Source organism: Pseudoalteromonas sp. US3C1013, assembly GCF_048401115.1.
Classification (GTDB): Bacteria; Pseudomonadota; Gammaproteobacteria; order Enterobacterales; family Alteromonadaceae; genus Pseudoalteromonas; species Pseudoalteromonas undina.
In genome coordinates this window covers 2,927,501-2,941,470 of sequence record NZ_CP183075.1, presented here as the reverse complement: position 1 = coordinate 2,941,470, position 13,970 = coordinate 2,927,501, and the positions used below count along the sequence as shown (strand labels likewise).

Annotated in this window: 21 protein-coding genes; 18 read left to right on the top strand and 3 right to left on the bottom strand. The window is 41.4% G+C overall.

Going from position 1 to position 13,970, the window contains the following annotated elements; all coding sequences use genetic code 11:
• Nucleotides 1-283: 283 nt before the first annotated feature.
• From ACNSN2_RS13755 to ACNSN2_RS13745, 3 genes are all read right to left on the bottom strand, one after another.
• Nucleotides 284-1,447: a hypothetical protein gene (locus tag ACNSN2_RS13755; protein WP_418607756.1), complete on the bottom strand. Its 1,164-nt coding sequence runs from the start codon at nt 1,445-1,447 to the stop codon at nt 284-286.
• Nucleotides 1,448-1,596: 149 nt separating this feature from the next.
• Nucleotides 1,597-1,797, bottom strand: coding sequence for a helix-turn-helix transcriptional regulator (locus ACNSN2_RS13750; RefSeq protein ID WP_010392491.1), 201 nt, complete (start codon nt 1,795-1,797; stop codon nt 1,597-1,599).
• Nucleotides 1,798-1,805: 8 nt separating this feature from the next.
• On the bottom strand, nt 1,806-2,231 hold the full coding sequence (locus ACNSN2_RS13745) for a hypothetical protein (protein WP_418607755.1): 426 nt from the start codon (nt 2,229-2,231) through the stop codon (nt 1,806-1,808).
• A 236-nt stretch (nt 2,232-2,467) separates the two neighbouring features.
• On the opposite strand from ACNSN2_RS13745, the gene ACNSN2_RS13740 reads away from it, so the two are divergent.
• The 18 genes from ACNSN2_RS13740 to rplQ all read left to right on the top strand — a co-directional run bounded on the left by ACNSN2_RS13740 (nt 2,468) and on the right by rplQ (nt 13,157).
• Complete coding sequence (locus tag ACNSN2_RS13740) at nt 2,468-4,405, top strand: AsmA family protein (RefSeq protein ID WP_418607753.1); 1,938 nt, start codon at nt 2,468-2,470, stop codon at nt 4,403-4,405.
• A 274-nt stretch (nt 4,406-4,679) separates the two neighbouring features.
• Nucleotides 4,680-5,048 (top strand): 50S ribosomal protein L14, encoded by a 369-nt coding sequence (rplN, locus tag ACNSN2_RS13735; protein ID WP_008115397.1) that lies wholly within the window; start codon nt 4,680-4,682, stop codon nt 5,046-5,048.
• A 10-nt stretch (nt 5,049-5,058) separates the two neighbouring features.
• Complete coding sequence (gene rplX / locus ACNSN2_RS13730; protein WP_004589210.1) at nt 5,059-5,373, top strand: 50S ribosomal protein L24; 315 nt, start codon at nt 5,059-5,061, stop codon at nt 5,371-5,373.
• Between the two features lie 16 nt (nt 5,374-5,389).
• Nucleotides 5,390-5,929, top strand: a complete 540-nt coding sequence (gene rplE / locus ACNSN2_RS13725; RefSeq protein ID WP_010392500.1) for a 50S ribosomal protein L5 — start codon at nt 5,390-5,392, stop codon at nt 5,927-5,929.
• A gap of 10 nt (nt 5,930-5,939) precedes the next feature.
• Entirely contained in the window at nt 5,940-6,245 is a 306-nt protein-coding gene (gene rpsN, locus ACNSN2_RS13720) for a 30S ribosomal protein S14 (RefSeq protein WP_006794245.1), read from the top strand.
• Nucleotides 6,246-6,266: 21 nt separating this feature from the next.
• Nucleotides 6,267-6,659, top strand: coding sequence for a 30S ribosomal protein S8 (rpsH, locus tag ACNSN2_RS13715; RefSeq protein ID WP_008115392.1), 393 nt, complete (start codon nt 6,267-6,269; stop codon nt 6,657-6,659).
• A 13-nt stretch (nt 6,660-6,672) separates the two neighbouring features.
• On the top strand, nt 6,673-7,206 hold the full coding sequence (gene rplF / locus ACNSN2_RS13710) for a 50S ribosomal protein L6 (protein WP_006794247.1): 534 nt from the start codon (nt 6,673-6,675) through the stop codon (nt 7,204-7,206).
• A 9-nt stretch (nt 7,207-7,215) separates the two neighbouring features.
• Nucleotides 7,216-7,566 carry a 50S ribosomal protein L18 gene (rplR, locus tag ACNSN2_RS13705; RefSeq protein WP_008115388.1) on the top strand — a complete coding sequence of 117 codons (351 nt, stop codon included), beginning with the start codon at nt 7,216-7,218 and terminating at the stop codon, nt 7,564-7,566.
• 9 nt (nt 7,567-7,575) lie between these two features.
• The gene (gene rpsE / locus ACNSN2_RS13700) at nt 7,576-8,082 is read left to right on the top strand and encodes a 30S ribosomal protein S5 (protein ID WP_008115387.1); all 507 of its coding nucleotides are present in this window, start codon (nt 7,576-7,578) and stop codon (nt 8,080-8,082) included.
• Nucleotides 8,083-8,085: 3 nt separating this feature from the next.
• Nucleotides 8,086-8,268: a 50S ribosomal protein L30 gene (rpmD, locus tag ACNSN2_RS13695; protein ID WP_008115384.1), complete on the top strand. Its 183-nt coding sequence runs from the start codon at nt 8,086-8,088 to the stop codon at nt 8,266-8,268.
• A 4-nt stretch (nt 8,269-8,272) separates the two neighbouring features.
• The gene (rplO, locus tag ACNSN2_RS13690) at nt 8,273-8,707 is read left to right on the top strand and encodes a 50S ribosomal protein L15 (RefSeq protein WP_008115382.1); all 435 of its coding nucleotides are present in this window, start codon (nt 8,273-8,275) and stop codon (nt 8,705-8,707) included.
• A gap of 10 nt (nt 8,708-8,717) precedes the next feature.
• On the top strand, nt 8,718-10,046 hold the full coding sequence (secY, locus tag ACNSN2_RS13685; protein WP_008115380.1) for a preprotein translocase subunit SecY: 1,329 nt from the start codon (nt 8,718-8,720) through the stop codon (nt 10,044-10,046).
• 22 nt (nt 10,047-10,068) lie between these two features.
• Complete coding sequence (gene rpmJ, locus ACNSN2_RS13680) at nt 10,069-10,182, top strand: 50S ribosomal protein L36 (RefSeq protein ID WP_002959476.1); 114 nt, start codon at nt 10,069-10,071, stop codon at nt 10,180-10,182.
• Between the two features lie 125 nt (nt 10,183-10,307).
• Entirely contained in the window at nt 10,308-10,664 is a 357-nt protein-coding gene (rpsM, locus tag ACNSN2_RS13675) for a 30S ribosomal protein S13 (protein WP_008115377.1), read from the top strand.
• Nucleotides 10,665-10,676: 12 nt separating this feature from the next.
• Nucleotides 10,677-11,063 carry a 30S ribosomal protein S11 gene (gene rpsK, locus ACNSN2_RS13670; RefSeq protein ID WP_002959471.1) on the top strand — a complete coding sequence of 129 codons (387 nt, stop codon included), beginning with the start codon at nt 10,677-10,679 and terminating at the stop codon, nt 11,061-11,063.
• Nucleotides 11,064-11,084: 21 nt separating this feature from the next.
• A complete protein-coding gene (gene rpsD, locus ACNSN2_RS13665; protein ID WP_002959461.1) occupies nt 11,085-11,705 on the top strand; it encodes a 30S ribosomal protein S4 in 621 nt (206 codons plus the stop codon).
• A 24-nt stretch (nt 11,706-11,729) separates the two neighbouring features.
• Nucleotides 11,730-12,716, top strand: coding sequence for a DNA-directed RNA polymerase subunit alpha (locus ACNSN2_RS13660; RefSeq protein WP_008115371.1), 987 nt, complete (start codon nt 11,730-11,732; stop codon nt 12,714-12,716).
• Nucleotides 12,717-12,755: 39 nt separating this feature from the next.
• A complete protein-coding gene (gene rplQ / locus ACNSN2_RS13655; protein WP_008115370.1) occupies nt 12,756-13,157 on the top strand; it encodes a 50S ribosomal protein L17 in 402 nt (133 codons plus the stop codon).
• The last annotated feature ends 813 nt before the right edge of the window (nt 13,158-13,970 follow it).

The following is a 13,970-nucleotide window of genomic DNA, read 5'->3' as shown; positions in this document are numbered from 1 at the left end:
CCCATTGTATGATTTTGCACGCCAAGGCTTTTTATTATGAACGACTACAACCTTTTGTTTGGCGGCATTTTATTATGTTACTAATGGGGTATTTGCACTGTGTGTGCCAAATTAAACTTATTCGTTTATAAATTATTTTTATTATTTAAAACAATGTATTGAAAATAATATGAGGTAGGGATAGAAAAGTAATTATTTAGCAGGTTCACTTTGCTGGTGCAAAAAATAGCCTAGCTGCACCATCAAAGCGCTGCTAGGCTATTTTATTTTTCTTGTGGGTTAATTAACCAAAAATGGCACGCATTAGGGTAATTGTTTCGTTAACACCGCGGCCTTTTTGTACTTCGCTAATAATAGAGTCACGTTTAGCACGAATATGCTCTGGAACATCATCAGCAGCAAGAGCGCGATCCACTAAAATCTCAGCAGATTCTTTGCCTCGGCGTGGCGCTTTACTGCTGCTAGAAGTGCTACGTGTAGGTTTATTAAGTAGCTTAATGTAGTTAGAGTTATCTGCAGTATTAGTATCTGCATAGTAAAAAAAGCAAGGTATAAGCGCTTTAATGTCCACCAACTGTGTTTCTAGTTCATTACCAGCATTGGCCATTTTAAACCATGACATAGCGTGAATGCTTTGTACTACATCTTGCCAGTAACGCTCAAAGTCACGGTTATTTAATTTGGTGATACCAAGTGCTGAGCAAAGTGCATCTAAGCGACTGTTACTAATTGGAGTAAACACATCAGGGCGGCGCATTGCTAATAAACGGGTGGCAGGTGCCAGTGTTGGTTTTTCATCACTACCATTAAATGCACTCAAGTAAGCAACTACAAATTGTTGGTAATCACCTATCGCTACATCACCCTTAAGTGGAATGTTGCTAAGCGCATCGTCGAAGGCACCTGGCAGGTCAGCCAGCATCTGGTGAAAACCTTTGGCGCTTTTGGTAGAGGCAAACCATTCTACATCAAAGTTATAAGTACTCGGATCGAGTGATGCCATATGCTTACCGCTAAAAGCGAGTAAGTCTTCAGGGATCATCTCTTTTAACGGCTTTTCACGCAGACCTGCAATATAAGCAGTTAAACGTAATTGCTCATCAAGTGCCACCAGTTCTTTATGTTGCTCTACAAACATACTCACTACTGGCCAAGGTGCTACCCGTAATGTTTTTAACTGTAAAAAGCTAATGGCTGTAATAAGTTGGTCATGCAACTTTTTTAATAATGGTAATTGTTGGGTTTCGAGTAAGTCGTAATTAATACGGTCGCGGCTTGCATTTAATAGCTCGTAACACCAACCTAAAAAGTCTTCTGGATGGTTTTCCACTTTCACAGCCATCAGGTTTAGGCTTAGCTCTGAAGATTGCTTCAGAATGTTTTGATAAATTTGACTTTCTTGCTCGCCTAATGCCATTTTTGACGGTGAAATTAGCAGTTTCTTCATGCCTTGTAGACTCTCCGGTTAGATATACTTTTTAGTCGCTTCATTTTAGCTTAAATAAGCCAGCAGCAACAGGGGCGTGCATCATACCGGAGAATACAGGGGATGCAATCTTGGTAAGTTAATTAACACAAGATTGCATCATTACTGTATTAATCGTGTTCATCGAGTGAAAACAGCCGTTCAACTGAGGTATTAAAGTGCTGTGCTATTTTTAAGGCAATGATCACCGAGGGTGTAAAACGAGATGTTTCAACCGTGCTAATGGTTTTTCGTGAAACATTAATAGCATCGGCTAGTTCTTGCTGTGAAAGCCCTGCCTCTTTACGAAATTCAGCTATATGGTTTTGCATATTATTTCCTAATCGCGGCTTTGCCAAAACAATGAAGTGCCATATGCCAAGAGCATGATACCTAAGTAGAATACTGCCATAGCTGCATGCGAAACCTCACTAGCAATAGCATCGCCTTTATAAAAAACACCAAGCAGGCAAAAAACAAGTGCAAAAATTGAATGTTTATAGGCACTCGTGTCGATAGTATTTAGGAATTCATCTTTATAAGCATATTGAAAATACATTTTTAATGGAAAGCCTGCTTTAGTTATATAAATAGCTATTATAACTATATAAAATAAAACGCCCATTCCAACAGTTAAAAGCCCGTCAATATCTTGTTTTATTACTGAGTTAACACTGAGAAGTAAAAAAACAATACTTGTGCTTATACTAAGAAATATGTTTTGACCCATAAACTGTTCTTCAGTTTTAATATCTTGTTGTTTCATAAAGTCCATCCTGTGGAAGTGTTAATTTATATTTTGTAACCTTTAGGTATCAATATAACCTGTAGGTATCATTTGGTCAATGTTTTTTTGTAACCTAAAGGTATCAAAATGTTTCAGTTACAATTCATATACCCACGTTAGAATGTAGGAAAGTAGATTTTTAGTTATTGGGCAATGCTTTTGGCGCTAACTCCCGCTATGATAAGAACATTATTTGCACGTTTGAAAGGATGATCATGAAGACCTTATTTAAAGTTATTGGTGTCATATTATTGTTATGTATAGCGTTAATTGTTGCTGCACCATTTTTAATTCCTACTGATACCATTTTTAATAAAGTGTCTGAGCAGGTAGAAAAAACAACTGGGCGCACATTAACGATAAAGGGAGATAAAACCCTCAGTGTATTTCCTGCATTAAAGCTGGAGCTTAATGATGTGCATTTTGCCAATATGCCTAGTGGCTCTCGCGCTGATATGGCAAGTATGCAGCAACTTGCTGTTCATATTCCTTGGCTTTCATTACTCGGTGGCGAACTAAAGCTAGAAAAGTTTGTAATTAATGAGCCTGATATTTTGCTAGAAACCGATAAAAGCGGCAAAGCAAACTGGCAGTTATTTGATGCAGTGGCCAAGCAACCAGAGCAACAAACTCAAGCGGGAGAGGCTGTCAAACTACCTGAAAGCTTTGATATTCAATTAGGTGAAGTCGCTATTTATGGCGGGTCATTTACTTATTTAGATGGTCAAACGGGTGCTAAACAAAAAATTAGCGATTTAGAACTGGCTATATTACTGCCTTCACTGCGTAAACAGCTTGAAGTAACCGGTGCTATTACTTATATGCAAGAGCGATTTGAACTTGATGTAAAACTTAATACACCATCAAAAGCGATTGAAGGCGCCACATTTAATGTAAAGCAAACGCTTAACTCACGTTTAGTAGATTTAACGTTTGATGGCAGCATAGCCAAACAAGGCCAAGACATTAAAGGACTTTTAACACTTAACGGTGATTCGGTTAAAAATATTGCTAACTGGCAAGGGGTTGACTTAAACGCTAAAGACAATGCGTTTAACGCCTTTAGCATCAATGCCGAAATGCACTTGCTTGGTGAAGAGTTTAACCTAACTGAATTAGTAGCAACGCTCGATGCACTCGAGATTAAAGGTAAAAGTAAGTTAAATTTAGGCAGTCGCTTAGCTGTTAATGCTGATATTGACTTAGGCATGCTTGATTTAAATCCTTACTTACCTGAAACCGTAGCTAAAAAAGAAGTCCCTGCAAAAGACGACTCTAAGCCTGCAGAGCCAATAGTGTGGGATGATACTAAAATTGATTTAAGTGGCTTGAATGCATTAGATGCAAATGTGATTGTCCGTTCAAGTGGCTTAAAAGTGAACGATATAAAACTCGGCGCAAACCAGTTTACTGTGGCACTAAAAAATAGCGTTGCTAAATTAAGTTTAGACAGCTTTGCGGCTTATGAAGGAACAGGTAAAGGGGTGGTGACTATCAATGCTCAAAATACCCCTTATAAAATAGCAACCAACTTCGATTTAGATAAAATAGACGCACAGCCATTACTTAGCGATGCTGCAGGCTTTGATAAGTTAATGGGCAAAGGGTCGTTAAATTGGAATTTAACTACAACTGGGCAAAGCCAAAAAACGTTTATAAACGCGCTCAATGGTAAATTAGGGTTTAAGTTCGCAGATGGTGCGGTTAAAGGGGCGAACGTAGCGGAAATGGTGCGTAAGGGTAAAGAGCTAGTTAAAGGCAACTTTAATGCCGTGTCTGAGGGACTAGATACAGGATTTGAAGAATCTGAGAAAACTGATTTCTCTGCGCTTTCGGGTAGTTTTAACTTTACCAATGGCGTAGGCAAAAATACTGATTTATCGTTGATCAGCCCTTTAATACGCATTTCAGGTGAAGGAGACGTTGATTTGCCGCAAACTCTGGTTAATTACCGCCTAGTAACAGGTTTAGTAGATTCTATTGAAGGTCAAGGTACTACCGATGATAGCACTGGCTTTAAAATTCCTCTGAGAATAAAAGGCCCATTCCATGATGTTGGTATAAAATTAGATATAGGCAGTGCGGTTAAAGATGAAGCAAAAGAAAAAGCTAAAGACAAAATTAAAGACAAATTAAAAGGTTTGTTTGGCTAATTTTAATTACTGATATAAAACAAGGCACCGTAAAGGTGCCTTGTTTGTTTTATAACCACCTGTAATTTAGATAGATAGCATAAATAACCAGTTTCTAATTTAGCCTCTGCATTAAATTAATTAAAAAATAACCTACCACTCCCCCCTCAATGCTGATACAATTGCCCGCCCTTAAGAGACATCTAGTATGTTTTTTGAGTGGAATTCAATCGAAATGTCTTGATTTTAAACAAATTTAAGACAAGTTGTAATTACTACACCGGAGGTCATTAACATGATCCAAATGCAAACTCAGCTGGAAGTTGCTGATAACAGCGGCGCTCGCAAAGTGCAGTGTATAAAAGTCCTTGGTGGTTCACACCGTCGCTATGCAGCGATTGGCGATATCATTAAAGTTTCTGTAAAAGAAGCGATTCCTCGCGGTAAAGTGAAGAAAGGTGATGTTAAAAACGCGGTAGTTGTGCGTACCAAAAAAGGCGTTCGTCGTCCAGACGGTTCATTGATCCGTTTCGACAGCAATGCGGCTGTTATCTTAAATGATAACTTGCAGCCTATTGGTACTCGTATTTTCGGCCCTGTGACTCGCGAACTTCGTAATGAAAAGTTCATGAAAATCGTTTCACTAGCCCCAGAAGTACTGTAAGGAGTCTATCATGGCAGCAAAAATCCGTCGTGATGACGAAGTAATCGTACTAGCAGGTAAAGACAAAGGTAAGCGCGGCAAAGTGCTTTCAGTTGTAACCGAGTCTGGTCGAGTATTTGTCGAAGGCATTAACTTAATCAAGAAACACCAAAAGCCGGTTCCACAGTTGAACCAAGCTGGCGGTATTGTTGAGAAAGAAGCGTCTATCGACGTATCAAACGTTGCGATCTACAACTCGGAAACGAGCAAAGCAGATCGTGTAGGTTTCAAGATTGAAGATGGTAAGAAATTACGTATCTTTAAATCTACTGGTAAAACTATCTAATAGTTGGAGTAGAATGATGGCGAAACTGCATGAAGTATATAAAGACAAAGTAGTTGCTGAACTTCAAGAGAAGTTTGGTTTCAGCTCTGTCATGCAAGTCCCTCAGATCGAGAAGATCACATTAAATATGGGTGTGGGCGAAGCCTTAGCTGACAAGAAGATTTTAGATAACGCTGTTGCGGATCTAGAAGCTATCTCTGGTCAGAAACCTTTAATCACTAAAGCACGCAAATCTGTTGCTGGCTTCAAAGTGCGTGAAGGTTACCCGATTGGTTGTAAAGTAACCCTACGCGGCGAGCGTATGTGGGACTTTTTTGAGCGTTTGGTTTCAATCGCTATCCCACGTATCCGTGACTTCCGTGGTGTAAGTGCTAAGTCTTTTGATGGACGTGGTAACTACAGCATGGGCGTACGTGAACAAATCATCTTCCCAGAAATTGATTATGATAAAGTAGACCGTGTACGCGGTATGGATATCACAATCACTACATCTGCGAAATCAGATGAGGAAGGCCGTGCGTTGTTAGAAGCGTTTAACTTCCCATTCAAGAAATAAGGGTAGGGTTATGGCAAAGAATTCTATGAAAGCGCGCGAAGCAAAGCGCACTAAACTAGTTGCTCAGTACGCTGAAAAGCGTGCAGCACTAAAAGCTATCATCAGTGATGTTAATACATCTGAAGATGATCGTTGGGACGCGGTACTTAAGCTACAAGCTTTACCTCGTGATTCTAGCCCTGCACGTCAACGTAATCGTTGTAACATTACGGGCCGCCCACATGGTTTCCTTCGCAAATTCGGCATGAGCCGTATTAAAGTTCGCGAAGCAGCTATGCGCGGTGAAATTCCTGGCCTTAAAAAGGCTAGCTGGTAATAGAATCATGGGAGTAAGACTATGAGCTTGCAAGATCCTATCGCGGATTTATTTACACGAATCCGTAACGGTCAGTCAGCGAAGAAAGTATCTGTAACGATGCCTAATTCGAAACTGAAAGTAGCAGTAGCTAATGTATTAAAAAATGAAGGTTACATCGCAGACTTCGCAGTAAGTGGTGATGTTAAACCTGAGCTTTCTATCGAGTTAAAGTACTTCGAAGGCAAAGCTGTTATTGAAAATATCCAGCGTGTAAGTCGCCCTGGTCTACGTATCTATAAGAGACGTGACGAATTACCGAAGGTAATGGGTGGTTTAGGTATCGCTATCGTATCAACTTCTAAAGGCCTAATGACAGACCGCGCAGCACGTAGTGCAGGCGTTGGTGGTGAAATCATTGGTTTTGTAGCTTAATCGGAGGGGAACTATGTCTCGCATAGCAAAGGCACCAATAAACGTTCCTGCCGGTGTAGAAGTTACATTAAAAGGCCAGGAAATCACAGTTAAAGGCAAAAACGGTGAACTTACTCGTACAATCAACGATGCAGTTGAAGTACAAGTTAACGACAACGTTATTACAACTTTACCTCGTGAAGGCGTAGCCAATGCATGGGCACAAGCAGGTACTGCTCGCGCTCTAATCAACAACATGGTTGTTGGTACGCATGAAGGTTACGAGAAGAAACTTCAGTTAGTAGGTGTTGGTTACCGTGCTGCAGCTAAGGGCAAAGTTTTAGACTTAACTCTTGGTTTCTCGCACCCAGTTAATTTCGCAGTTCCTGAAGGAATTACGATTGAAACTCCAAGCCAAACAGAAGTTCTAGTTAAGGGCGTAGACAAGCAGTTAGTTGGTCAAACAGCTGCTAACATTCGTGCATACCGTAAACCTGAGCCTTATAAAGGTAAAGGTGTTCGTTATTCAGATGAGAATGTACGCCGTAAAGAGGCTAAGAAGAAGTAAGGTAAGACGATGGATAAAAAAACAGCTCGTCTACGTCGTGCTAAACGCACTCGTAGAAATTATATTGAACAAGGCACAACGCGTCTTGTTATCCACCGCACGCCACGTCACATTTACGCTCAAGTTGTAAACGCTGAGGGTAATGTACTGGCTGCTGCTTCTACTGTTGAGAAAGCTATTAGCGAAACAGTTAAAGGCACAGGCAACGTTGCAGCTGCACAAGCAGTTGGTAAAGCGGTTGCTGAACGTGCGGCTGACAAAGGCATCGAAAAGATTGCTTTTGATCGCAGTGGCTTTAAATATCACGGCCGTGTGAAGGCGCTAGCTGATGCTGCGCGTGAAGCCGGTTTGCAATTCTAGGAGTAGACAATGGCTAACGTAGAAGCAAAGCAACAACAGCCTGATTTAGCTGAAAAGCTAATCGCGGTGAACCGTGTGTCTAAAGTAGTTAAAGGTGGTCGTATCTTTAGCTTTACTGCACTAACTGTAGTTGGTGATGGCGCAGGTAAAGTAGGTTTCGGTTATGGTAAAGCACGTGAAGTTCCAGCTGCTATTCAAAAAGCAATGGAAAAAGCACGTCGTAACATGATCAACGTAGACCTAAATGGCAACACATTACAGCATCCTGTTAAAGGACGTCATGCTGGCTCACAAGTGTTTATGAAACCAGCATCTGAAGGTACTGGTATCATTGCAGGTGGTGCTATGCGTGCAGTACTTGAAGTGACTGGTGTGCAGAACGTACTTTCTAAATGTTACGGTTCTACTAACCCGATCAACGTTGTACGTGCAACGATCTCAGCACTTGAGAACATGAATTCTCCTCAGTCGATCGCTGCAAAACGTGGTCTTCGAGTAGATGAGATTTTGGGGTAAACCATGGCTAATAAAACTGTAAAAGTAACACAAGTAAAAAGCTCTATCGGTCGTTTACCGAAGCATAAAGCTACATTACGCGGTCTTGGTTTACGTCGTATCAATCACACTGTTGAGTTAGAAGACACAGCATGTGTGCGTGGTATGATTAACCAGGTTTATTACATGGTTAAGGTAGAGGGGTAATTCGATGCATTTGAATACACTTTCACCTGCTGCAGGTTCAAAAACTGCTCCAAAACGTGTTGGTCGTGGTATCGGTTCTGGTCTTGGTAAGACTGGTGGCCGTGGTCACAAAGGTCAAAAATCACGTTCTGGCGGTAAAGTACGCGTTGGTTTCGAAGGCGGTCAAATGCCTATGCAACGTCGTCTACCTAAGTTCGGTTTCACTTCTCGCAAATCTTTAGTATCTGCAGAAATTAACCTATACGAAATCGCTAAAGTTGAAGGCGATGTGGTAGACCTAAGCGCGTTACAAGCAGCTGGTCTAGTTAAAAAGAACGTTCAGTTCGTTAAAGTTGTTAAATCTGGCGAAGTTTCACGCGCTGTTACCGTTAAAGGCCTTAAGGCTTCTAAAGGTGCACGCGAAGCTATCGAAGCTGCCGGAGGCAAGGTAGAAGACTAAGGAAGTACTAATGGCTAAACCAGGTCAAGATACACAAAGTGCACAAGGTGGACTTTCGGAATTGAAGCGCCGATTACTCTTCGTATTGGGTGCTATCATAATTTACCGTCTAGGTTCATTTGTGCCGATCCCTGGGATTGACGCCGCTGTACTTGCCGATTTCTTCGAGCAACAAAAGGGCACCATTGTTGAGATGTTCAACATGTTTAGCGGTGGTGCGCTTGAGCGAGCTTCAGTGTTAGCACTGGGTATCATGCCGTATATCTCGGCTTCGATTATTACGCAACTATTAACGCATATGTATCCGCCGTTTATAGAGCTTAAGAAAGAAGGTGAGCAAGGGCGTAAAAAGATAAGCCAGTACACACGCTACGGCACGCTTGTGCTTGCTACTATCCAATCAATCGGTATTGCCACAAGCTTACCGGGCATGATGAACGGGTTAGTTGTTAACCCAGGTATGGGATTCTATTTCACCGCAGTGGTGAGTTTAGTAACCGGTACTATGTTCCTTATGTGGTTGGGCGAACAGATAACAGAACGTGGTATCGGTAACGGTATCTCAGTTCTAATATTTGTTGGTATTGTAGCTAACCTGCCGTCTGCTATTGGTTCGACAGCCGAAATGGCGCGCCAAGGTGATTTGAATGTTTTTGTACTGTTGATGGTTGCGGTTATAGTATTCGCTGTTACTTATCTTGTTGTATTCTTTGAACGTGGTCAACGACGTATCGTTGTTAACTACGCTAAACGTCAACAAGGTCGTCAAGTATTTGCTGCTCAAAGCACGCATTTACCTCTGAAAGTAAATATGGCGGGTGTTATTCCACCAATCTTTGCTAGCAGTATAATTCTGTTCCCTGGTACAATTGCAAGCTGGTTCGGCCAGGGTGAAGGTCCGGTTGCTGATGTGCTACAAGCAATTGCTACAACGTTGACTCCAGGTCAGCCTTTGTATGCAATGGTTTTAGCTGCGGCTATCATCTTCTTCTGCTTTTTCTACACAGCGTTGGTTTTTAACCCGCGTGAAACAGCAGACAACCTGAAAAAATCTGGCGCATTTATCCCAGGTATTCGTCCAGGTGAGCAGACATCTAAATACATTGATAAAGTGATGACACGCCTGACATTGGCAGGTGCTTTGTATATAACCTTTATCTGTCTGGTGCCCGAATTCATGACTATGGCATGGCAAACGCCATTCTATTTCGGCGGTACATCAATTTTGATTATCGTTGTTGTAATCATGGACTTTATGGCACAAGTACAGACGCATCTGATGTCACATCAGTATGATTCTGTGCTGAAAAAAGCGAACCTTAAAGGCTACGGTCGATAAGGTCAGTTTACGGAGTTGAGCAATGAAAGTACGTGCTTCCGTTAAGAAAATATGCCGTAACTGTAAAGTTATTAAACGTGCTGGTGTAGTACGCGTAATTTGCAGTGAGCCTAAGCATAAGCAAAGGCAAGGCTAAGTAAACAGTCGTGCAGGCTGAGATTTCTCGGCCTGTGTTTTTAGTTGTGATTTGGTCTTCGTTTGAGTATCCTTACGGGCTTTTCAAACAGATGATTACCAAATTCAAATATAGGAGATGTGTTAGTGGCCCGTATCGCTGGCATTAACGTCCCTGATCATAAACATGCAGTTATTGGTTTAACAGCTATTTATGGCATAGGTAAGACTCGCTCTAAGGCTATCTTAGAAGCGACTGGTATCGCCGAGACCACAAAAATCGGTGAACTTTCAGACGAAACACTTGACGTATTGCGTGAAGCAGTTGGCAAGTACACTGTAGAAGGTGACCTTCGTCGTGAAGTTACTTTGAATATCAAGCGCCTTATGGACCTTGGTTGTTTCCGTGGCCTACGTCACCGTCGCTCTTTACCACTTCGTGGTCAAAGAACAAAGACTAACGCGCGTACCCGTAAGGGTCCTCGTAAGCCTATTAAGCGATAAGGGGATAGTAAAATGGCTAAGACACCAATTCGTCGTAAAAAGGTTAAAAAGCAAGTTGCTGATGGTATGGCTCATGTTCATGCGTCTTTCAACAACACTATTGTAACGATTACCGACCGTCAAGGTAATGCACTATCATGGGCTACTGCCGGTGGTTCAGGTTTCCGTGGTTCACGTAAATCTACTCCATTCGCTGCTCAGGTTGCTGCAGAGCGTGCAGGTACTGCTGCTCAAGAATACGGTTTAAAAAATCTAGAAGTTTTCATCAAAGGTCCAGGTCCAGGTCGTGAATCTGCTGTACGTGCTTTGAATGCTGCTGGTTACCGTATCACCAACATTACTGACGTGACGCCAATACCACATAATGGTTGTCGTCCACCGAAGAAACGTCGCGTTTAACAATAGGTTAGGAGAAATAACATGGCAAGATATTTGGGCCCTAAGCTCAAGCTGAGTCGTCGTGAAGGTACTGACCTGTTCCTTAAGAGCGGCGTAAGAGCTATCGACTCTAAGTGTAAACTTGAGACTGCACCTGGTCAGCACGGCGCTCGTAAAGGACGCTTATCTGATTACGGTTTACAATTACGTGAAAAGCAAAAAGTACGTCGTATCTACGGTGTATTAGAAAAGCAATTCCGTAACTACTACAAAGAAGCTGCTCGCCTTAAAGGCAACACAGGTGAAAACTTGTTACAGCTTTTAGAGCAACGTTTAGACAATGTTGTATATCGCATGGGTTTTGCTAGCACACGCGCTGAAGCACGTCAGTTAGTAAGCCACAAAGCGATTCTAGTTAATGGTCGTGTTGTGAATATTCCTTCATACGTAATTACTCCAGAAGATACTGTTGTAATCCGTGAGAAGTCTAAAACACAAGCACGTATCATCGCTGCTCTAGAGTTGGCTGAGCAACGTGAAAAGCCGACTTGGGTTGAAGTTGACGGTAAGAAATTGGAAGGTAGCTTCAAGCGCCTACCTGAGCGTTCAGATCTGTCTGCGGACATTAATGAACAACTAATCGTCGAACTTTACTCTAAGTAAAGTTAAGAGTTAAGAGAGGATAAAATGCAGGGTTCTGTTACAGAATTTCTAAAACCAAGGTTAGTCGATATCGACGCTATCAACCCAACGCGTTCTAAAGTAGTTTTAGAACCACTCGAGCGTGGCTTTGGTCACACTTTGGGTAATGCCTTACGCCGTATACTGTTATCATCTATGCCTGGATGTGCAGTAACTGAAGTTGAAATCGACGGTGTATTGCATGAGTACAGCGCGAAAGAAGGCGTACAAGAAGACATCATTGAAATACTACTAAACCTTAAAGGTCTAGCGGTAACGTTAGAAGGCAAAGATGAAGTTTTTCTGACCCTGACTAAATCTGGTGTAGGCCCTGTGACTGCGGCAGATATTCAGCACGATGGCGATGTAACAATTGCTAACCCAGATCATGTTATTTGTAATTTAACAACAAATAACAGCGAGATCAGCATGCGTATTCGTGTTGAGCGTGGTCGTGGTTATGTGCCGGCATCTAGTCGTTTATCCTCTGATGACGATGAGCGTCCAATTGGTCGATTGCTGCTTGATGCATCATTCAGCCCAGTTGAACGTATTGCGTACTCGGTTGAATCAGCCCGTGTTGAGCAACGTACAGATTTAGACAAGTTAATCATTGATATGGAAACAAACGGCACCTTAGATCCTGAAGAAGCGATCCGCCGTGCGTCTACTATCTTAGCTGAGCAATTAGATGCATTCGTAGATTTACGTGATGTAACTGAGCCAGAAGAGAAAGAAGAGAAGCCAGAATTCGATCCTATTCTACTTCGTCCAGTTGATGATCTTGAATTAACAGTACGTTCAGCAAACTGTTTGAAAGCCGAGCAAATTCAATATATCGGTGATTTAGTTCAGCGCACTGAAGTTGAGCTTCTTAAAACGCCTAATCTAGGTAAGAAGTCTCTAACTGAAATAAAAGACGTGCTAGCTTCACGTGGTCTTTCTCTAGGCATGCGCCTAGAAAATTGGCCGCCTGCAAGCCTAGCTGAATAATCTAAATCACTATATTAGTTTAGTTAGAAGGATAGGGTCATGCGCCATCGTAAGAGTGGTCGTCAATTAAACCGTAACAGTAGCCATCGTAAAGCGATGTTCAGCAATATGGCAGGTTCTTTGGTGAAACATGAAATCATCAAAACTACTTTGCCTAAAGCGAAAGAGTTACGCCGTGTAATTGAACCTTTAATCACACTGGCTAAGACTGACAGTGTAGCAAATCGCCGTTTAGCGTTTGCTCGCACGCGTGATAATGAAGTAGTTGGTAAGTTATTCAGTGAAATCGGTCCTCGTAATGCGGATCGTCCAGGTGGTTACACTCGTATTCTTAAGTGTGGCTTCCGTGCTGGTGATAATGCACCAATGGCTTATATTGAACTAGTTGGTCGCCCAGCGGCGAGCGAAGAAGTTCAAGAAGACGCGCAGTCTGCAGAGTAAGTCTTAAAGAGACACCAAAAAGCCGAGCTTATGCTCGGCTTTTTAATATCTAAAATTTACACAAAATGAATAAAGCTTTTAGCTCTATTATTAATAGCAAATTTATTCTCATTCCTTTCATCTAATAAAATAGCCTAACTAGAATCGACGAATCATAATGCGAGCGTTTAGGACTGCTATCTTTCTATTTATAAGTAAAGCTATTTAGACTAATAAATATATGACCATGTAACGACTTTTACAGTTTATAGTTATTAATATAAAAAGTTCGAAATAATTGATACCCACCAATAGCTCATTAACTTTATATAGTAGAGCCCTTGCCTGATGTACTTATTCGCCACTAATCTAAATGGCCATATAAAGCTAAACAATTTGTTTTCTTGATAATCGCTACAATAACTATGAAAAGATTTTCCAAAAAATAAGTTTTTACAGCTTTAAAGGCGAAATATGATTAGGTTTAGTTGTCTTTTTAAGCGTTTAGTCTAAATATCCAGCGAACAGTCATTTATTTCAAGTTTTCTGCAAAAAAGGGTTGATCTGTTTTCGGATCTCCCTATAATGCGACCCCACTGAGACGGCAGAACGCAACGCATAGCGAGGCACGAGCTACTCAGTGAGTCGAGTAAAACTTAGTTTTGAAAACTTTAAAGTTTAACAAAATTAAGTGTTGACAAAAAAATAGGAAAGCGTAATATGCGCAGCCCTAGCGAGATAAAGTTTAACGCTTTAATCGCAACGTTCTTTAACAATATAAAGCAATCATCTGTGTGGGCACTCGTACAGATTGAGTTCTAACAGCCAAGCTAC